We start from the raw sequence: 17,744 nt of genomic DNA, 5'->3' as shown, positions 1-17,744 counted from the left end.
AGGTAGTATATACACTGGTTATGAGCCCCTTTCGGAGACTGCAATGCTACTGAACTGCGACTTAGGTGAAAGCTTTGGCGCCTGGACCATGGGCATGGACGAGCACATTATGCCGTTCATCGATCAGGCCAACATTGCCTGCGGCTTCCATGCCGGTGACCCGATCACCATGCAGCGCACCGTTCAGTTAGCGCTCAAGCACGGCGTAACCCTTGGCGCACACCCCTCGTACCCCGACCTGCAAGGCTTCGGCCGTCGTTCGATGTCAGTTCCACCTGCGGAAATTACTGCGATGATCCGATATCAAATCGGTGCTCTTAGCCACATAGCCGCGTCAGAAGGCGGCCTCGTGAGTTACGTAAAGCCCCACGGCGCGCTGTATAACGACATGATGCGTGATGAGGCGATTCTCGAAAGCATTCTGCTCGCCATTAGCCGCTCCCCCCATGACCTTGCGATTATGGCTATGTCCACCGCGGACAATGGCAAACTAAAGGCGCTCTGTGAAAAACACGCCGTGCCACTGATACTGGAAGCCTTTGCCGACCGGGCATATGACGAACGCGGATTTATCGTCCCGAGAACCCGGTCCGGCGCCGTGCATAAAGACTCAAACATCATTATTGAACAGGCTCGCAATCTTGCCACCGGCACTCCGATACAAAGCATTGACGGTGAACCGCTGCAACTTGAAGCTGATTCTTTGTGCGTCCACGGTGACAATCCGGATTCAATCGCCGCTGCTGAAGCTATCCGCAAGGCCCTGAAGGATCTTCATTGATGCGCTGGCAGTCTCAAGTGACCGGCATCGATACCCTTACCCTGTATTTTGGCGACCGTATCGATATCGCCCTTACCGCAAAGATCCGCATCGCCGCAGAGGTTTTATCCGATCGGCTGGGGCAGCGCCTTGTTGATCTGGTGCCTTCCTATACGTCGCTGATGCTGCGTTATGATTTGCTGAAAGACGACTATTCGAGTTTGCTTTCAGATATACACGCCGCCCTGGATGAGTTACCTGAACAACCTGCCGCAGTGGATGAAGCAGACATCATCGAAATCCCGGTGTACTACCACCCCAGCGTGGGCCCGGATCTCGAAGCCATCGCGGAACGGGCAGGATTAACAACCAATCAGGTGATTCAACGTCACAGCGAGCAGACCTATCACGTGTTTGCGATCGGTTTCGCACCCGGCTTCGCCTATCTCGGAGAAGTTCCGCAGGAGCTGGAAGCGCCCCGACTCGCCACACCTCGATCCAACGTTCCAGCCGGCAGCCTTGGCATTGCCGACCGCCAGACTGCGATTTATCCACTGAATTCCCCGGGCGGCTGGAATCTTATTGGGCGCACACCGCTCACCATGTTTGATCCTCGCCGGGCGCAACCCTCACGGTTAAGCGCCGGACAACACGTTCGGTTTCGGGCGATTCAACGCGACGAATACCTCGCGCTGGGCGGGCAAATCGAATGAGGACTCAAGCAGGCTTTCACGTCACCAGACCGGGCTTTTTCACCCTGTTACAAGACGCCGGCCGCCGAGGCGTGATGCACATGGGCCTCACCACCAGCGGCGCCATGGATCGGCACGCGTGGGCTTGGGCCAATTACCTGTTAGACAATGCGTTCGGTACGCCTGCACTGGAAATCACTTTTGGCGGCGCGGAATTCATCAGCGGGTTGAACACCCAGATCGTCGTGACCGGCGCCGAGGTGCAGCTTTCCGTTAATGACGAGCCAAAACCGCTCTGGACGACGATTCGGATTTCCCCCGGGGATACAGTGGTTGTGAGCACTACGAGATCCGGCGTTCGCTGCTATCTGGCCGTTCGCGGCGGGTTGGGGGTCGACACCGGTTTGGGCAACAGCTGCGCCACCGTTTTCCGGGAGAACACAGGCGGCCTGCACAACAATGGTCAACCGCTTAAGGAAGGCGACTTTCTACCCTGCAAACCGGCCATCTCGCCGGTAGCAAATCGGAAGATACCCAGCCAGTGGATTCCCGATTACAACGAGCGGCTGACACTGAGTGTTATTCCTTGCGCTCAAGTCGAGCGATTTCCTGAAGCAACGCTCTCGACCTTCTTCAACAGCACCTACATCCTGAGCCGCCAGGCTGACCGTATGGGCGCACGACTGACGGGCCCAACTCTGAACGTTTCAGACCGCCAGTTGATTTCAGAAGGCACCAGTCTGGGGGCGATTCAAGTACCCGCGGACGGCCAGCCCATTATTCTTCTGAACGACCGGCAAACCATCGGCGGCTATCCGAAACTGGGCGTGGTCACACCCAGAAGCCTGGATGCTCTGGCCCAACGGCCACCGGGCACCCAACTTCGTTTCAAGAAAATATCCTTGCACGACGCACAGCAGGATGAACGTCAATTTCTGACATTTTTCGAAACCACCGGCCAAGCTTAACCAAAAGACCTGGCCTGATCTCAACACAAAGCTACCACCGACCTCACCAGATCATTAGAATTGCCACGATTCATTTTACCCGGAGCCCTAGTGATGTCTGTTGAGCTGTCCTCTTCCAACAGTTTCGAACAACTCAAGCGCATTGAATCCAGCAAGATTTTTCAAGGCGCCGTCATTGCCATAATCATCCTGTCTGCGCTAACCATTGGCGCAAAAACCTATGACTTGCCCCCGTTGGTCGAACAGTCACTAACGGTACTGGACAATGGCATCACGCTGTTTTTCTTGATTGAAATACTCTTTCGCTTTGCCGCCTGCCCGACCAAGCGGAGGTTTCTGATGGATGGCTGGAACCTGTTCGACACGTTAGTCGTGATCGGCAGCCTGATCCCACTCGACAATTCCGAGGCGGTGCTCCTCGGCCGCCTACTTCGTGTGTTCCGGGTCTTGCGACTGGTTTCGGTGGTGCCCGAACTGCGATTCCTGATCAACTCACTGCTCAAAGCCATTCCCCGGATGGGCTACATTGCTCTGCTGATGTTCATCATCTTTTATATCTACGCGGCGATTGGCTCCATGTTCTTCGCCAGCGTCGATGAAGAGCTCTGGGGCGATGTCGCTATCGCCATGCTGACCCTGTTCCGGGTCGCCACTTTTGAAGATTGGACCGATGTGATGTATGCCACCATGGCGGACTATCCACTCAGTTGGATTTTCTACCTGACGTTTATCTTCCTCACCGCCTTCGTGTTCCTGAACATGATGATCGGGGCGATTCTTGAAGTGATGGGCGAGGAACAGAATGCCGAGGCGGCGCAAAAGGCACATGATGAACGGGACGAGATCGTCCGCCAGCTCCGCGCAGTGCAACAAAAACTGGACAAACTGACAGAGAAACTGGAGTAATCACACCGCGCCAGATTGTGCGCTGCCTTCCTCAACTGCAACAAAACTGTCACATGCCATATCTATGCTCATTGCGAATCTCTTGAGAGGAAGTTCGCGATGAGCCTGACAGTGCATCAACGCCTGATGCTGTTTTCCGGTTTTTGTCTGCTTGCGCTGGCTGCGCTGGCGTGGCTATCAATGTCTGTTGTCCGTGAAGCCGAAGAAGCCACCGACCAGCTCGTGCGCGAGCAAATGGCGGATGTCTGGCTGCTGACCGACCTTGACCGCAGCCATCGTCAACTCAAGGATCTTTCCTACAAGATTAAAGCCCAATTATTGCTATGGGATGAAATTACCGAGCAGTTCGAACACACTGCGGCGGCTATCCAGACGCAATGGCACGCCGCAACCATCAACCCCCGCCTGAAAACCTGGACCCAGCGGAACACCGACGCCCACCAAGCCGTTCTGGACCTGCTCGCAGCCCTGAAAAAGCCGATCGACCAGACGAGCTACTATGCGGCGGGTAAAGTTGTGGATTTCGAGCTTTACCAGGCACTCGACCCCATGCTTAACCAGATTGATGCCCAACGTTCGGTGCGCCGCCAAGAGGCCGATACCGGCGCGAGCACCCTGCTTGCATTTCTGAACCAGCAACAGCGGCTCTTACTAGCAGGTGCCTTCATCGTGTTGCTGGGCACAATGTTACTGACCTACTGGCTCCGCCGCACTGTCACCACAAGATTGCAGCTGATCGCCAAACGCCTCCGTACCATGGAGGCTTCTTCCGATCTATCCATGCCGCTCTCGGTATCGGGGCGCGACGAAGTATCCGCCGTGGCTCTTGCCATTAACGGCCTGATTGCCAAATTCAGCCTCTTCATCGAGGACGTCACCGAGGCCGCCAAAGTTCTGCAACTGCGCTCGGCCAACCTGGATGAACAGGCAGACGCGGTGCACGTTTCCTCGCAACACAACAACCGGCAAATCCAGGACGTTGTTGCTTCAATGGATTCCATTACCGCAAGCGCCAGCCACATTGAGCAGTCGGCGAATGCCTCCCGAACCCAGGTAACCGATGCCGTCAAAGGCAACAATGATGTTCAGCGCCAGCTGCGTGAAAGCGAACAAGCCGCCGAGCATGCGGTCAACGTAATAAACCGCGTAACCACGTCCATCGAAGCGCTCCGCGGCTCCAGCGAAAGAATCGAACAAGTCATCAGCGTCATCGCCGACATTGCAGAACAAACCAATCTGCTGGCTCTGAACGCCGCCATAGAAGCCGCCCGCGCCGGTGAACAGGGGCGTGGCTTTGCCGTGGTTGCGGATGAGGTGCGAAACCTATCCCGCCGCACCGGGGAATCCACCAAGCAAATTCGTCAGTGGGTTGGTGAACTGGTTACGCAAGTCGATAGCACTCACGAACTGTTGGACGAAACCCGGTCAGCCGGCGATACCAACCGCGACACCCTGACCACACTCAAGACCCACCTCGTCGCACTCAAGCAAACCTTTGACGACCTCGGTCACTTTACCCATGAGGTCGATGAGGCGATCAACGTTCAGCGTGATGAAGTTGGCCGAGTCGGAAGGCGCGCAAGTGCGCTCAGCGAAAGCTCCCAATCTCTGGAACAGCATATTGGCAATACCAAGACGGTGAGCGAGGCGTTACATGAACAATCAGAATCACTGAGAACGTTGATATCCCGCTTTCAAATCCAGCAGCCATGAATCGAATGGCGACCACGTCAACCAAAGACAGGTTTCGCCATCGCCAAGTGGAAAATAACGCTCACCTGCACCAGAGCGACAATCGCCGCGATGACACGAACCGGCGTTGAGAACTTGAGCTTAGTGGCAAAGACACCCGCCACAATGTAACCCACTAACAGGAATATTTTGGCAATCAACCAGCCCGGCATGCTTGACGCGTAACCCGCCACAAACAACAGTGAAATAGCCGCAACCAGCAGGACGGTGTCGTTAGCATGGGGAATCCAACGCAGTGGCGTTTCTCTCCAGCCGGGCCGGCCAACGGCATCCAACAGTAAACGCAGCGCGAACAGAGTGAAGGTCAGGTACGCTGCCGTCATGTGCAGGTGCTTAAGAATCATGTACGCAGTCATCAACACTTTCCTTTTGTCATCAGTTTGTTGGCGCCATTGTACGCAAAATACCCTAAAGCGGGTACGGTGAATCATCGGTCTCAAAACCCACGTCTACCCGAAGCGTTTGACGAAAACCCTTAATCATCCACTAAAGGTCAATAGCTGTTTTTGTAACAGGCGTTAAAGTAGGTGTATCAAATATTGAAACAGAGACACCTGCAATATGTACCCTGATCACTTTGACAAAGAAGACCTGATCCGTTGCGGTCATGGCGAATTGTTTCCTGGCGATATGCGTTTGCCCATCGATGAAATGCTGATGGTCGACCGCATCACCCACGTTGGCGCTGAAGACGGCCTGTACGGAAAAGGCAGCCTCGTGGCCGAGCTGGATATCAATCCGGATCTCTGGTTTTTCAAAGTTCACTTCCAAGGCGACCCGGTTATGCCTGGCTGCCTGGGGCTGGATGCCATGTGGCAACTGGTCGGCTTTTATCTAGCGTGGGGCGGTGGTGAAGGTAAAGGCCGGGCACTGGGCGCCGGTGAAGTAAAATTCTTTGGCCAGGTGCTGCCTAGCAACAAAAAGGTCACCTATTATCTGGATATTAAACGTCTGATTCGCCGCAAACTGACCATGGCGATTGCCGATGCCCGAATGGAAGTGGATGGGCGTGAAATCTACACCGCCAAAGATCTGCGGGTTGGCCTGTTCACCTCCACTGACGACTTTTAGGAGCTAGCAAGATGCGTCGTGTTGTAATCACCGGCATGGGGATTGTCTCCAGCCTTGGAACCAATCAAAAAGAAGTCGCGGAGTCCCTGCGAGAGTCCCGTTCCGGCATTGCGCTGAGCGAAGAGGCAAGGGACAACGGTTTACGCAGCCACATTTCAGGCCGTATCGACCTGAATCTGTCGGAACTGATCGATCGTAAAATCTGGCGCTTCATGTGCCCGGCAGCCGGTTACAGCTACCTGGCGACCAAAGAAGCCATCGAACAAGCCGGCCTTACCGACGAACAAATTCGCGCCAACACGACAGGCGCGGTGTTTGGTACCGGCGGCGCGTCGACCGTTGAGCTACTGGACGCCATCGACACCCATCGCGACAAAGGCATTCGCCGGGTTGGCCCGTACCGCGTTCCCCGCACGATGGGCAGCGCCATCAACGCCTCTATTACCACGGCCTTCGGCATTACAGGCATCAACTACGGCATCACGTCTGCCTGCGCCACCAGTGCACACTGCATCGGTCATGCGGCAGATCAAATCGCACTGGGTCGTCAAGATGTCATGCTCGCCGGCGGCGGCGAAGACATCCACTGGACACTCAGCCTGATGTTTGACGCCATGGGCGCGCTATCCACCAAGTACAACGACACACCTGAGCAGGCTTCTCGCACCTACGATGCAGACCGCGATGGCTTCGTTATTTCCGGTGGCGGCGGCGCACTGGTGCTGGAAGCGCTGGAACATGCGGAAGCACGTGGCGCGACCATTCTGGCCGAACTGGTAGGCTTTGGTGCCACATCAGACGGCGCTGACATGGTTGCCCCGAGCGGAGAAGGTGCTATTCGCTGCATGCAACAGGCGATGGCCAATGTCGATGGTGAGATTAGTTACATCAACACCCACGGCACCAGCACACCTGCCGGTGACATCACGGAATTGAAAGCACTCCGGACCACCTTTGGCGACAAGATTCCACCCCTGAGCTCTACCAAGCCATTATGCGGTCACGCTCTGGGTGCAGCTGGTGTCCACGAAGCCATTTACTCTCTGATCATGCAAAGAGAAGGCTTTATCGCGCCATCGGCCAACATCGAGAATCTGGACGAAGGTGCTGAAGGCTTCCCGATTGTCCGTGAACGCATGGACAACCAGAACCTGGATCTGGTGATGAGCAACAGCTTCGGTTTTGGCGGAACAAACGCCACCCTGATTTTCAAAAAAGTCTAATCAGGACATTCGAAGCGAGCGATATTCAGCCGGCGGCGTTCCCATCCAGCGCTTGAACGCCCGGCTGAATGCGCTCAACTCCGAAAAACCAAGCTGTTCGGCGATTTCCACCAACGGCTTGGACTTATCTTTCATATAGGCGATGGCCTGCTCGCGCCGAACCTGCTCAAGTAAAGCTGCAAACGTTAACCCTTCCTGCTTCAATTTTTTGTGCAACGTGTAACGACTCATATTCAATTGACCCGCAACGGTTTCAACACCGACTTTTCCTCGCGCTAATTGAATCTTGATCAACGAACTGACACGCCCACCTAAAGACCTTGCCGAAGCTTCAGACGACTGATTATCAGGTACCATACTGCTCCCTCCCGCTATCTATTTCCCTATCGAGGCCATATCACACCCTGCCAGCGTACACGCGTTAGCCGAAAATAATCAATGCGACCTTTTAGCAAGAACCATCGCATGCACCTCCTCAAGCATAGACCAACTTCGGCATGTCAACGATAGCCCGACTGTAGGGCTGTGCGCTTGATTAAGGTATAATCCCTACACGACCGATTTAATACCTGACTAAATTACTCTGGTATTGTATAATCATTCGCCAGAAGCAATGGGAGAGGCCTTTTCACATCTACCTCCCCATCATCCAAAAAAGATTGCAGGGCGCACTCACCGATATGAGCGACCACTGCAACGCCAGCAAAACGAAATGACATCCGTCGGGAAATGTAGCCACTCAGGCCTCGGCGAAACACAGGGCACCATGCCCCAGATGAGAGAATTACGGAGCGACGATCATGGCGACCACCGACAATGAGGTGAAAGAGCTGATCAAACGGGAATACGAACATGGTTTCGTGACCGAAATTGAATCCGACACCTTCGAACCCGGCCTCAATGAAGATGTAATCCGCCGCCTGTCAGAAATCAAGCAAGAGCCGGAATTCATGCTTGAATGGCGCCTTAAGGCTTATCGTCGTTGGCTGGACATGGAAGAACCCGAATGGGCGCACGTCGATTTCCCGAAAGTCGACTATAACGCCATTTCCTACTATTCGGCGCCCAAGAAAAAAGAAGACATGCCCCAAAGCCTGGACGAAGTCGATCCGGAGCTTCTGCGCACCTATGAAAAGCTGGGCATTCCGCTGCACGAACGTGCCAAGTTGGCGGGCGTTGCGGTTGATGCGGTTTTTGACTCGGTTTCTGTAGCTACCACCTTCAAAGAACCGCTTGAAAAAGCCGGTGTGATTTTCTGCCCGATTTCCGAAGCGGTGCACAAGCACCCGGAACTGGTGAAAAAGTACTTGGGAAGCGTGGTTCCGGCGGGCGACAACTATTTCGCCGCTTTGAACTCGGCCGTTTTCTCCGATGGTTCCTTCGTGTACATCCCGAAAGGCGTTCGCTGCCCGATGGAGCTATCCACTTACTTCCGGATCAACGCTGCCAACACCGGCCAGTTCGAGCGCACCCTGATCATTGCCGAAGAAGGCAGCTACGTGAGCTATCTGGAAGGCTGCACGGCCCCGATGCGCGACGAAAACCAGCTGCACGCTGCGGTGGTTGAGCTGGTCATCCTTGATGACGCCCAGATCAAATACTCTACCGTACAAAACTGGTACCCAGGCGATGAGAACGGCAAAGGCGGCATCTATAACTTTGTCACCAAGCGTGCGGCCTGTATCGGCAAAAACTCCAAGGTGTCCTGGACTCAGGTCGAAACCGGCTCTGCCATCACCTGGAAATACCCCAGCTGTGTACTGCGTGGTGATAACAGCGTCGGCGAGTTCTACTCCGTTGCCTTGACCCACAACCACCAGCAAGCCGATACCGGCACCAAGATGATTCACCTTGGCAAAAACACCAAGAGCACGATCATTTCCAAAGGTATTTCTGCCGGACGCAGCTCCAACGCTTACCGTGGGCTGGTGAAATTCGGCCCGGCGGCCGATGGCGCACGTAACTTTACCCAGTGTGACTCGCTGCTGATCGGCGATCGTTGCGGTGCCCACACCTTCCCGTACATCGAGAGCAAGAACAAGTCAGCCATCGTGGAACACGAAGCCACTACATCCAAGGTCAGCGACGAGCAGATGTTCCTCTGCCGCCAGCGTGGTATCGAGCCAGAGCAGGCCGTGTCCATGATCGTGAACGGCTTCTGTAAAGAGGTGTTCAAAGAGCTGCCGATGGAGTTTGCGGTTGAAGCCGGCAAGCTACTGGAAGTTAGCCTCGAAGGCTCTGTTGGTTAAGTACGACGGCAAACACAAAGAATTCAGACGGTTAAAAGAGAGAAGCAACAAATGCTGAGCATCAAAAACCTGCACGCATCCGTTGAGGACAAAGAAATCCTCAAAGGCATCAACCTGGAAGTCAAGCCCGGGGAAGTTCATGCCATCATGGGCCCCAACGGTTCCGGTAAGAGCACCCTGTCACAGGTTCTGGCAGGCAATGAAGCATTTGAAGTCACCAGCGGTGAAGTTACCCTGAACGGTGAAAACCTGCTGGACCTTGCCATTGAAGAGCGCGCCCGTGAAGGTGTGTTTCTGGCGTTTCAGTACCCGGTCGAAATTCCCGGCGTGAGCAACCTGCAGTTCCTTCGTACCGCGGTGAACGCCTTGCGCAAGCATCGCGGCGAAGAAGAAATGAACGCTGCCGAATTCATGAAGCTGGCCAAAGAAGTGTCCAAGCAAGTCGATCTGGACCCGTCTTTCCTCAAGCGTGGCGTTAACGAAGATTTCTCCGGCGGTGAGAAAAAGCGTAACGAAATCATGCAGGCCCTACTGCTTCAGCCGAAGCTGGCAATTCTGGACGAAACCGACTCCGGCCTCGACATCGACGCTCTACAAGTCGTTTCCAACGGCGTCAACGCCCTGCGTGCAGAAGACCGCGCCATCCTGATGGTGACCCACTACCAGCGCCTGCTCAACCACATCGTGCCCGATTACGTGCACGTTCTGGCAGGCGGCAGGATCGTTAAATCCGGCGGCCGTGAACTGGCACTTGAACTGGAAGAGCGCGGTTACGGCTGGTTGGGAATCAAAGACGAAGACGCCAGCAACTGATCAGGAGGCCGTGGAATGAAACAAGCACCAATGCTTTCCAGCGCCTTCCTGCACCCGGCCGGGCAAACTCTGCCTGAACCGCTGCTGGCGCTGCGCAAACAACGGGCGAGCCTATTGGTCGAGATGCCATTGCCAACCCGTAAAACCGAAAACTGGAAGTACTCCAGCAAGTATCTCCAGCTGTCGGACGCGATGGCGATTTCCTTGCCGGCAGAAGGTAAAACCGGCAATAGTCTGGCTGTTTCCGGCTACAAGGTTGTCTTCCGTAACGGGATCTTAATCCCCGAAGCCAGCGAATACCCGGATCTGGACGGCATCACCATCCAGAGCTTCAGCGATATCAACAACGCAGAAGCGGATGTACTCGCCCTGCAACTGGGCAGCACGCTCGACCACGATCAGGCGCAATTCGCTCGCTTGAACGGAGCTCGCTTTGACGACGGACTGCTCGTGCGCCTTGCACCTGGCGCGACTCTGGATCAACCGTTGTTCATCATTCACGAGACCGCAGCAGATGCCAGTGGCTCTGCATTTCCGCGCGTTTTTGTCGAAGCCGGAGCAAACAGCCAGATCACGCTGGTAGAAGAATACATATCCAGCGGCGACGCCCCTGCGTTCGTCAACACAGTTACCGAATTCACCCTTGCAGATGGCGCGAACGTCACCAGCATTCGCCTGAACATGGAAGGCGACTCGGTTCGGCACATCGGTGCAACCGGCGTTGTGCAAAACTGCGGTTCACGTTTTGAAAGCCACTGCGTTGGCTTTGGCGGCCCATTACGCCGCCACGACCTGCAGGTGCGACTGGTCGGCGAAAACGCCGAAACTAAGCTCAACGGCGTGGTGGTCACTCAAGGCAAACAGCACTACGACAACCACACCTCCATTGACCATGTGGCGGCCAACTGCAACAGCGAAGAGACCTACCGGAATATCGCGGCAGATCAATCCCACGCGATCTTCAACGGGCGCATTCATATTCATCAGGACGCTCAAAAGTCCTTTGCGGATATGAACAACAAAAACCTGTTGCTGAACAACGGTGCCGAAATCGACACCAAGCCGGAACTGGAAATCTATGCCGACGATGTGCAGTGTGCTCACGGCGCCACCATCGGCCAACTGGATGAAGAATCCATTTTCTACCTGCTGTCACGAGGCATTGGTCGCCGCGACGCAAACGTGCTGCTGACCATGGCGTTCATCAACGAACTGGTTAGCCAGATACCGGTAGAAGTCGTACGGGATACAGCCCAGGTACGTCTGAACGAATTCTTCGAGCAAACCTTCCAGGAGATCTGAAGGCATGAGCGATCTGGCCATGGCAAACAGCACCAAAGCGTTTGATGTTGAACGCATCCGGCGCGACTTTCCGATTCTGGCCCAAGAGGTGAACGGGAAGCCACTGGTGTATCTGGACAACGGCGCCTCGGCCCAAAAGCCGATTGCCGTGCTGGACGCCATGGACCGTTACTACCGGGAAATGCACTCCAATGTGCACCGGGGCGCCCATACTCTGGGGGATCGGGCCACAGCTGCCTTTGAAGGCGCCAGAGAAACCATACGCAGCTTTGTGAACGCGCCCAGCACCCGCGAGATCATCTGGACCCGCGGCACGACTGAAGCGATCAATCTGGTCGCCAATGGTTTGGCGCATCGCCTGAAAGAAGGTGATGAGATTCTGGTCAGCCACATGGAGCACCACGCCAATATCGTGCCCTGGCAGATGGTGGCCGAACGCACGGGCGCCAAGGTTGTGCCAGTGCAGGTGACTCCGGACGGCGAACTGGACCTTGAATCCTTCAACAGCTTGCTGAATGAACGCACCCGTATTCTGGCCATCACCCACGTATCCAACGTACTGGGCACGGTAAACCCGATCGCCTCGCTTATCGAGCAGGCCAAAAACCAGGGCGTGCTGACGCTGATTGATGGTGCCCAGGCAGTGCCCCATTTCAAGCCTGATGTTCAGGCTCTGGGGTGTGACTTCTACGTGTTCTCATCCCACAAACTGTTCGGGCCAACCGGCATAGGTGTACTGTACGGTCGTGCAGAACTGCTGGAACAGATGCCCCCCTATCAGGGCGGTGGTGAGATGATCGAACGGGTTTCGTTCGAGCGTACCACCTGGAATGTTCTGCCGTATAAATTCGAGGCAGGCACGCCGGCTATTGCTGAAGCGGTAGGACTGGCTGCGGCCATCGATTACCTGGACAGTTTAGACAGAAAAGCCATGGAAGCCGCTGAGAACGCGCTTCTGGCCCGCGCCAACGAGCTGGTGGATACCGTTCCCGGCATGGAAGTTATCGGCACGGCCGCAAACAAAGTACCGGTGATGTCATTCAAGATCGCCGGACTGCACCCAAGTGACATTGGCACCCTGCTGGACCAGCAAGGCATCGCCATCCGCACTGGCCATCACTGCGCCATGCCGCTGATGGATTTCTACGGAGTACCCGGTACAGCCCGGGCTTCATTTGCGTTTTACAATACGCTGGAAGAGGTCGAGAAATTGTTCGCCGGCCTTCAGAAAATTCAGCGCCTGTTTACCTGAGGAGGTGGAAACATGTCAGCCGAAGTCTTCACCCCGAACGATGTCAACGTGACCATGACGCCTACGGCCGTCAAACACGTTCGCAAACAACTGGATAAAAAATCGGACGCCAAGGGCATTCGCCTCGCCATAAGAAAGAGTGGCTGCTCCGGCTTCAAATATGAAACCGAGTGGGTAGAGGAAGCCGCGACCGACGATCGTATTTTCTCAATCGACGGTGTGGATGTTTACGTAAAGCGGGAACACCTACCCCTGGTTAACGGCATTGAAATCGACTTTGTCACCGAGGGAGTCAACTCCCTGTTTCGTTTCCGCAACCCCAACGCTACCGCAGAGTGTGGGTGTGGCGAGAGCTTTACGGTGTCTTAAACAGAGGCTTTATTGAGCATGCAAGAACGGGAAGTTGTCCTGACGAAGCGCGAAGTGGAGGCACGTTTGGTACCCGCCGGAACTGAAATCATGATTCCGTCGGATACCTTTGTGACCATCACCCAATCACTGGGCGGCACATTCACCGTTGCGGTCAACGGCAATCTGGCTCGCATCGAAGGCCACGACGCCGATGCTCTGGGCAAAAAACCGCTGGAAAGCAGCTTCGAAACCCCGGCAGATGGCACGGTGAACGAGAACCAGGTCTGGGAAGCCATGCGCAGCGCCTATGACCCGGAAATCCCGGTCAATGTGGTCGATCTGGGGCTGATTTACGAGTGCAAAATTGAAAACGGCACCGAAGACGGCAACCATATCTACATCAAAATGACCCTGACTGCAGCCGGCTGCGGTATGGGCCCGGTGATTACCGAAGACGTCAAGCGCAAGGTAGAGCACGTGCCCAACGTCGATAAGGTAACGATGGAGCTCACGTTCGACCCGCCTTGGAACAACGACATGCTGACTGATGAAGCCAAACTTGAACTGGGTATGCTATGACCGCTAGTAAGCAGCAATTTCTGGACAACCCTCTCGGCCAAAAAACCTCACTGGAAGACGTTCTGGACGCCTTTGAGTTCTTGGATGACTGGGAAGATCGTTACGCTTTCATCATCGATCTGGGCAAGCAATTACCCGAGTTTCCGGATGAGGCGCGTACCGAAGAGAACTACGTGCATGGCTGCCAAAGCCAGGTATGGGTTATTCATCAGTACGACGAAGACAGCGGCAAACTGTTCCTGCTGATAGATTCTGACGCCATGATCGTTCGCGGCCTGGCGGCCATCATTTTGGTGGCCCTGAACGCAAAATCACCCCGAGAACTGCTGGCGACCGATATTGACGAACTGTTCGAGCAACTCGACCTGATCCGTCACATCTCCCCCACTCGCGGCAACGGCCTGCGCGCCATGGTTAGCAAGATCCGGGACATTGCAGCGACCGAGGCCGCTGCCTGAGCTCACCAGATGATTGCCAGATCATCGCGCTGCACATTGATCTGCCCCCCGGTAGTCCCGAGGCTACCGGTACTGAAGTCCGGGTGAACACTGTCTAGCGTGATCGTCACCCCTGCATCAGCAAGTTCTGGCGTCCCCCCCAGTGAATCGAAATAACGCTGACTGCGATAGATGTTGAGTTGGTCGCCGGGACGCAAGCCCGCGGTCGCACCGGATGCCAACGTGACCTTGCCATCAACCACACGGGTAATGCGAGCCATAAAGGGCTGACAGTTCAAAGCGCTGCTGACCGTTGCCGCCATCTCGTCGATCACGCCCGAAACTGCAGCCCCCCACTCGCTTTTCTCGAACCCGGCAGACGCAAAGCCAGCCGTGCCAGCACCGGCTGGGCTCCAATTGGCAACGGTTTCGAAACGCTTACGGAATACGGGCGAGCCACTGAAGCCGTCAAACACCATCACCTCAGCTTCGAAGCGCCGAGTCTTATCACCAAATCCCAGACCTCGCTGCATTTTTTCAAATACCGAACTTCCCCAAGAATCGGGATCAGACAACCCCATATCTCGAATCACACCCGACACCACAAACTGGGCGCCAAGCTCGCGGGCCAACTGCACGACGTTGGTGAGACGATTACTAGCCATATTCACCTGCGTTGTCGGCGCATCGGGTAAGTTACTGAACAAACGAAGCGATGTGGCACCGAGCACCTGGAGCGTGCCCTGTTTTTGTATTTTCGCCACCAAGGCCTGCGGCAACTGCTCACCCGCATTATCTAACCCCGGATCACCACCTTGAGACGGCATCACAATCGGGAACCCCGTCACCGCCACGCGTTTACGCAGACCTGACGCTTCCCCGGCCTGACAAGTGGCACCCGCGCCTCCGGACTGATCAGAAAGCTCAGCCCGAACAATCACTCGCAACAAATTCCCACGCTGATATTCGTCCACAATGGTCGCGCTACGAAGCTCCACGTTCGAAGACAACTCCGTTTTGGACTGAGTAAGCTGCCCGTTCTCCACCGTATCCTGCGTGCTGACTTGCGCCTGATATTGCAAGGCGAGGTCTCGCATGGCTGCTTGCCGGGCTTCGGCGCGGGCTTGATCCAGATTGCCCTCACGGATGTTGGCGTGACCAACGCCCTCAAGAGCCGTTGCGCCCGCCCAACCCGAGCAAGTCACCATCAAACAAAAAATAACGATGCGAGTCATAACGCTCCCAAAATCTGCCAACACACGGCCGGCTTAATCCAGATAATAAAGTGAACCAACCTTTTTGCTTGCCACATCACCGGTTTCCACCTCGTTTACCGGCTCGTAGTGACTGGGCATAGGGATTGCGCAGACATCCCGCACCTGGTCATCCGCCACCTCAGACGCGCACTTCCGGAAACGGGGCTCAAGCTTCAACTCCATAACGGTTTCAACCACACCCCCGGGATGCTCATCCACGGACACCGTGCGGGCACCACGAATATAGCTGTCCACGTAGGCGCGGAAGCTGTCATTCTTTAGCTGGAAATCATTCACCGTAGCATGGCCATAGATCACGGTGCCGTATACCCGCTCCGCCAGATTGCGGTAGGCATCCAGCTTCGAAGCCCTGAGCGCCATCAATCGCTGCTGAGGATTTACACGGCCTTTCTGAGCTTGCTCGTATACACCAAAACCGCTCACCTTAACTACGATCGGCTCGAATTCGCTCGAGGCATCTTGCTTACCTCCGGTCGCACAACCAACCAACATCATGGTCAGCAACACGGGCAGAAAGCACCATCTCAGTGTCATTATCTTGTCTCCGGAATACAGGGTCACCATGACCATGAAAAAATCACGCCATCATAGATAACCAAATGATTAGAATAGCTTTTCAACAAAAACGGCGTTTACTGATCAACAAACCGGCAGATTCTTGCCTCTGTTTACGAATTTAAAACAAACCGTTACGCCATACGTGCTGTTTATCTTACCCCCTTGGCCTAACCTTCTAGATATGTCATTTCTTTTTACACAACAACATACAAAGCAGGCTCAGCATGAACGTCAATCGTTTTAACAAACTGACTTTAGCCATCGGCCTGTCCATCGCCACCACGTCGACATTGGCCAGCCCTCAAGCTTTCATGTCATCACGCTCCTTTGCCATGGCCGGAACCGGCGTCGCCGTGGCTACACCGTCTGCCGCGCCCAGTACCAACCCGGCCATGATGGCGTCACAACAGCACGACTGGGCGGATGATTTTGGTTTGATGGTGCCATCGGTCAACATTCGTGCAGCGGACGAAGAAGACACCGTCGATCAGATTGACGGCATTCAAGATGTTATTGATCAGTTTCAGGAACTAAATCGTGCCTCCAACCCTCAAGATGCTCGTGACTTGGCAAAAGATCTCCGGGAAAGGATGATCAAGTTTGACAAGGATACGGTTCGGGTCGATGCCGGACTTGGCCTGGCCTTCGCGATTCCTACGGACTCCATTTCTGTTGGTTTTATGACCAACGCCAATCTCCGCGCGACCGTCAGAGGCGAGCTCGATGAGGACGACAATGCCTACCTGGAGAACCTGGAAAATGCCACGACTGCGGAGCTCCTTGTTGCCGATCTGGACCGTGACCTAAAGTCCCGCGGTCGAATCCTCGCGTCGGCAGTGGTGGAAGCCGGTGTCAGTGTTGCTAAAACCTTCCAGCTGAACAATGGCGAAAGCTTTCAGCTAGGCGTGACGCCAAAATACGTTGAACTGCGCACCTTCCAATACACAGAAACCGTTTCCGGCTTTGAAGATGACGAATTTGACGGTGACGATTCCCAAACCGAAAAAAGCGGATTTAACCTGGACGTCGGCGCAGCCTACGCTTTCGGTGAAAACCAGCAATGGAACGCCGGCGTGGTTGTGAAAAACCTGATCCCGATGGAGCTGGATTCGGCACAAAGCCGCCCCGCACAGGAAGACAAATATACGCTGGAACTCAAGCCCATGCTCACCGCCGGCATCGCTCATAAAGGCAGTTTCCATGTTGTAACCGCCGAGCTGGACCTGACTAAAAAGGAAGCTTTCGGCTACGAAGACGACACCCAGTGGCTGGCCGTCGGTGCTGAATTTGATGTCTGGCGCTACGCCCAGCTGCGCGCCGGTTTACGCCACAACCTAGCCAGCAACAGTGACAACGATGGCATTGAAGAGACCACCCAGCTCACCGCCGGTTTCGGCCTGAACGTGCTGGGCGCTCATCTGGATCTTGGCGCCCTGTTCAGCAGTGCTGATGTCGGTGCCGCCATTGAGTTTGGCGCTGCTTTCTAAGCAAACACAGACCACTCCGGGGGCACGCAACCTGCCCCCCGAAACTATCCCCAGCCCTTCGATTTGC

19 protein-coding genes are annotated in these 17,744 nt (G+C 55.1%); 15 read left to right on the top strand and 4 right to left on the bottom strand.

Annotated features, from left to right (window positions below; translation table 11 throughout):
* Positions 1-43: 43 nt before the first annotated feature.
* From VOI14_RS09310 to VOI14_RS09290, 5 genes are all read left to right on the top strand, one after another.
* Positions 44-781, top strand: coding sequence for a 5-oxoprolinase subunit PxpA (locus VOI14_RS09310; RefSeq protein ID WP_323751772.1), 738 nt, complete (start codon positions 44-46; stop codon positions 779-781).
* On the top strand, positions 781-1,473 hold the full coding sequence (gene pxpB, locus VOI14_RS09305) for a 5-oxoprolinase subunit PxpB (protein ID WP_323751771.1): 693 nt from the start codon (positions 781-783) through the stop codon (positions 1,471-1,473). Before VOI14_RS09310 ends, pxpB begins: the two co-directional genes overlap by 1 nt.
* Positions 1,470-2,420 (top strand): biotin-dependent carboxyltransferase family protein, encoded by a 951-nt coding sequence (locus tag VOI14_RS09300; protein ID WP_323751770.1) that lies wholly within the window; start codon positions 1,470-1,472, stop codon positions 2,418-2,420. Before pxpB ends, VOI14_RS09300 begins: the two co-directional genes overlap by 4 nt.
* Positions 2,421-2,513: 93 nt before the next feature.
* Complete coding sequence (locus VOI14_RS09295; protein ID WP_323751769.1) at positions 2,514-3,326, top strand: ion transporter; 813 nt, start codon at positions 2,514-2,516, stop codon at positions 3,324-3,326.
* 99 nt (positions 3,327-3,425) lie between these two features.
* The gene (locus tag VOI14_RS09290; RefSeq protein ID WP_323751768.1) at positions 3,426-5,039 is read left to right on the top strand and encodes a methyl-accepting chemotaxis protein; all 1,614 of its coding nucleotides are present in this window, start codon (positions 3,426-3,428) and stop codon (positions 5,037-5,039) included.
* A 17-nt stretch (positions 5,040-5,056) separates the two neighbouring features.
* Here the strand turns inward: VOI14_RS09290 and VOI14_RS09285 are convergent, their stop codons facing one another.
* Positions 5,057-5,434, bottom strand: a complete 378-nt coding sequence (locus tag VOI14_RS09285; RefSeq protein ID WP_323751767.1) for a SirB2 family protein — start codon at positions 5,432-5,434, stop codon at positions 5,057-5,059.
* 205 nt (positions 5,435-5,639) lie between these two features.
* On the opposite strand from VOI14_RS09285, the gene fabA reads away from it, so the two are divergent.
* Both fabA and fabB read left to right on the top strand, forming a co-directional pair.
* A complete protein-coding gene (gene fabA / locus VOI14_RS09280) occupies positions 5,640-6,149 on the top strand; it encodes a bifunctional 3-hydroxydecanoyl-ACP dehydratase/trans-2-decenoyl-ACP isomerase (protein WP_323751766.1) in 510 nt (169 codons plus the stop codon).
* A gap of 11 nt (positions 6,150-6,160) precedes the next feature.
* A complete protein-coding gene (gene fabB, locus VOI14_RS09275) occupies positions 6,161-7,372 on the top strand; it encodes a beta-ketoacyl-ACP synthase I (RefSeq protein WP_323751765.1) in 1,212 nt (403 codons plus the stop codon).
* Here fabB and VOI14_RS09270 read toward each other — a convergent pair whose 3' ends face one another.
* Positions 7,373-7,729 (bottom strand): helix-turn-helix transcriptional regulator, encoded by a 357-nt coding sequence (locus tag VOI14_RS09270; RefSeq protein ID WP_323751764.1) that lies wholly within the window; start codon positions 7,727-7,729, stop codon positions 7,373-7,375. It lies immediately after the preceding gene.
* Between the two features lie 443 nt (positions 7,730-8,172).
* Here VOI14_RS09270 and sufB point away from each other — a divergent pair, with 443 nt between their 5' ends.
* Genes sufB through VOI14_RS09235 form a run of 7 tightly spaced genes read left to right on the top strand, consistent with a single transcriptional unit; the run spans position 8,173 to position 14,376 of the window.
* A complete protein-coding gene (sufB, locus tag VOI14_RS09265) occupies positions 8,173-9,621 on the top strand; it encodes a Fe-S cluster assembly protein SufB (protein WP_323751763.1) in 1,449 nt (482 codons plus the stop codon).
* A gap of 51 nt (positions 9,622-9,672) precedes the next feature.
* Positions 9,673-10,434, top strand: coding sequence for a Fe-S cluster assembly ATPase SufC (gene sufC, locus VOI14_RS09260; RefSeq protein ID WP_323751762.1), 762 nt, complete (start codon positions 9,673-9,675; stop codon positions 10,432-10,434).
* A gap of 15 nt (positions 10,435-10,449) precedes the next feature.
* Positions 10,450-11,736 carry a Fe-S cluster assembly protein SufD gene (gene sufD, locus VOI14_RS09255; RefSeq protein ID WP_323751761.1) on the top strand — a complete coding sequence of 429 codons (1,287 nt, stop codon included), beginning with the start codon at positions 10,450-10,452 and terminating at the stop codon, positions 11,734-11,736.
* A gap of 4 nt (positions 11,737-11,740) precedes the next feature.
* Positions 11,741-12,988, top strand: coding sequence for a cysteine desulfurase (locus tag VOI14_RS09250; RefSeq protein ID WP_323751760.1), 1,248 nt, complete (start codon positions 11,741-11,743; stop codon positions 12,986-12,988).
* 12 nt (positions 12,989-13,000) lie between these two features.
* Positions 13,001-13,357: a HesB/IscA family protein gene (locus VOI14_RS09245; RefSeq protein WP_323751759.1), complete on the top strand. Its 357-nt coding sequence runs from the start codon at positions 13,001-13,003 to the stop codon at positions 13,355-13,357.
* Between the two features lie 18 nt (positions 13,358-13,375).
* Positions 13,376-13,918 (top strand): putative Fe-S cluster assembly protein SufT, encoded by a 543-nt coding sequence (gene sufT, locus VOI14_RS09240; protein WP_133007492.1) that lies wholly within the window; start codon positions 13,376-13,378, stop codon positions 13,916-13,918.
* Positions 13,915-14,376 (top strand): SufE family protein, encoded by a 462-nt coding sequence (locus tag VOI14_RS09235; RefSeq protein WP_323751758.1) that lies wholly within the window; start codon positions 13,915-13,917, stop codon positions 14,374-14,376. The genes sufT and VOI14_RS09235 overlap by 4 nt, the downstream gene beginning before the upstream one ends.
* 2 nt (positions 14,377-14,378) lie before the next feature.
* Here VOI14_RS09235 and VOI14_RS09230 read toward each other — a convergent pair whose 3' ends face one another.
* Entirely contained in the window at positions 14,379-15,590 is a 1,212-nt protein-coding gene (locus VOI14_RS09230; protein ID WP_323751757.1) for a flagellar assembly protein T N-terminal domain-containing protein, read from the bottom strand.
* A gap of 33 nt (positions 15,591-15,623) precedes the next feature.
* Complete coding sequence (locus VOI14_RS09225; RefSeq protein WP_323751756.1) at positions 15,624-16,166, bottom strand: LPP20 family lipoprotein; 543 nt, start codon at positions 16,164-16,166, stop codon at positions 15,624-15,626.
* Between the two features lie 248 nt (positions 16,167-16,414).
* Between VOI14_RS09225 and traF the strand changes: the two genes are divergently transcribed.
* Positions 16,415-17,677 (top strand): conjugal transfer protein TraF, encoded by a 1,263-nt coding sequence (gene traF, locus VOI14_RS09220; RefSeq protein WP_323751755.1) that lies wholly within the window; start codon positions 16,415-16,417, stop codon positions 17,675-17,677.
* Positions 17,678-17,744: the final 67 nt, after the last annotated feature.

Origin of the sequence: Marinobacter sp., from assembly GCF_034669625.1 — a bacterium.
GTDB lineage: Bacteria > Pseudomonadota > Gammaproteobacteria > Pseudomonadales > Oleiphilaceae > Marinobacter.
This window is presented reverse-complemented; position numbering and strand designations above follow the sequence as displayed.

Bases quoted from the DNA above. Each gene is read 5' to 3' on its own strand.
- VOI14_RS09310 (WP_323751772.1), top strand. From the start codon at position 44: ATGCTACTGAACTGCGACTTAGGTGAAAGCTTTGGCGCCTGGACCATG.
- pxpB (WP_323751771.1), top strand. From the start codon at position 781: ATGCGCTGGCAGTCTCAAGTGACCGGCATCGATACCCTTACCCTGTAT.
- VOI14_RS09300 (WP_323751770.1), top strand. From the start codon at position 1,470: ATGAGGACTCAAGCAGGCTTTCACGTCACCAGACCGGGCTTTTTCACC.
- VOI14_RS09295 (WP_323751769.1), top strand. From the start codon at position 2,514: ATGTCTGTTGAGCTGTCCTCTTCCAACAGTTTCGAACAACTCAAGCGC.
- VOI14_RS09290 (WP_323751768.1), top strand. From the start codon at position 3,426: ATGAGCCTGACAGTGCATCAACGCCTGATGCTGTTTTCCGGTTTTTGT.
- VOI14_RS09285 (WP_323751767.1), bottom strand. From the start codon at position 5,434: ATGACTGCGTACATGATTCTTAAGCACCTGCACATGACGGCAGCGTAC.
- fabA (WP_323751766.1), top strand. From the start codon at position 5,640: ATGTACCCTGATCACTTTGACAAAGAAGACCTGATCCGTTGCGGTCAT.
- fabB (WP_323751765.1), top strand. From the start codon at position 6,161: ATGCGTCGTGTTGTAATCACCGGCATGGGGATTGTCTCCAGCCTTGGA.
- VOI14_RS09270 (WP_323751764.1), bottom strand. From the start codon at position 7,729: ATGGTACCTGATAATCAGTCGTCTGAAGCTTCGGCAAGGTCTTTAGGT.
- sufB (WP_323751763.1), top strand. From the start codon at position 8,173: ATGGCGACCACCGACAATGAGGTGAAAGAGCTGATCAAACGGGAATAC.
- sufC (WP_323751762.1), top strand. From the start codon at position 9,673: ATGCTGAGCATCAAAAACCTGCACGCATCCGTTGAGGACAAAGAAATC.
- sufD (WP_323751761.1), top strand. From the start codon at position 10,450: ATGAAACAAGCACCAATGCTTTCCAGCGCCTTCCTGCACCCGGCCGGG.
- VOI14_RS09250 (WP_323751760.1), top strand. From the start codon at position 11,741: ATGAGCGATCTGGCCATGGCAAACAGCACCAAAGCGTTTGATGTTGAA.
- VOI14_RS09245 (WP_323751759.1), top strand. From the start codon at position 13,001: ATGTCAGCCGAAGTCTTCACCCCGAACGATGTCAACGTGACCATGACG.
- sufT (WP_133007492.1), top strand. From the start codon at position 13,376: ATGCAAGAACGGGAAGTTGTCCTGACGAAGCGCGAAGTGGAGGCACGT.
- VOI14_RS09235 (WP_323751758.1), top strand. From the start codon at position 13,915: ATGACCGCTAGTAAGCAGCAATTTCTGGACAACCCTCTCGGCCAAAAA.
- VOI14_RS09230 (WP_323751757.1), bottom strand. From the start codon at position 15,590: ATGACTCGCATCGTTATTTTTTGTTTGATGGTGACTTGCTCGGGTTGG.
- VOI14_RS09225 (WP_323751756.1), bottom strand. From the start codon at position 16,166: ATGACACTGAGATGGTGCTTTCTGCCCGTGTTGCTGACCATGATGTTG.
- traF (WP_323751755.1), top strand. From the start codon at position 16,415: ATGAACGTCAATCGTTTTAACAAACTGACTTTAGCCATCGGCCTGTCC.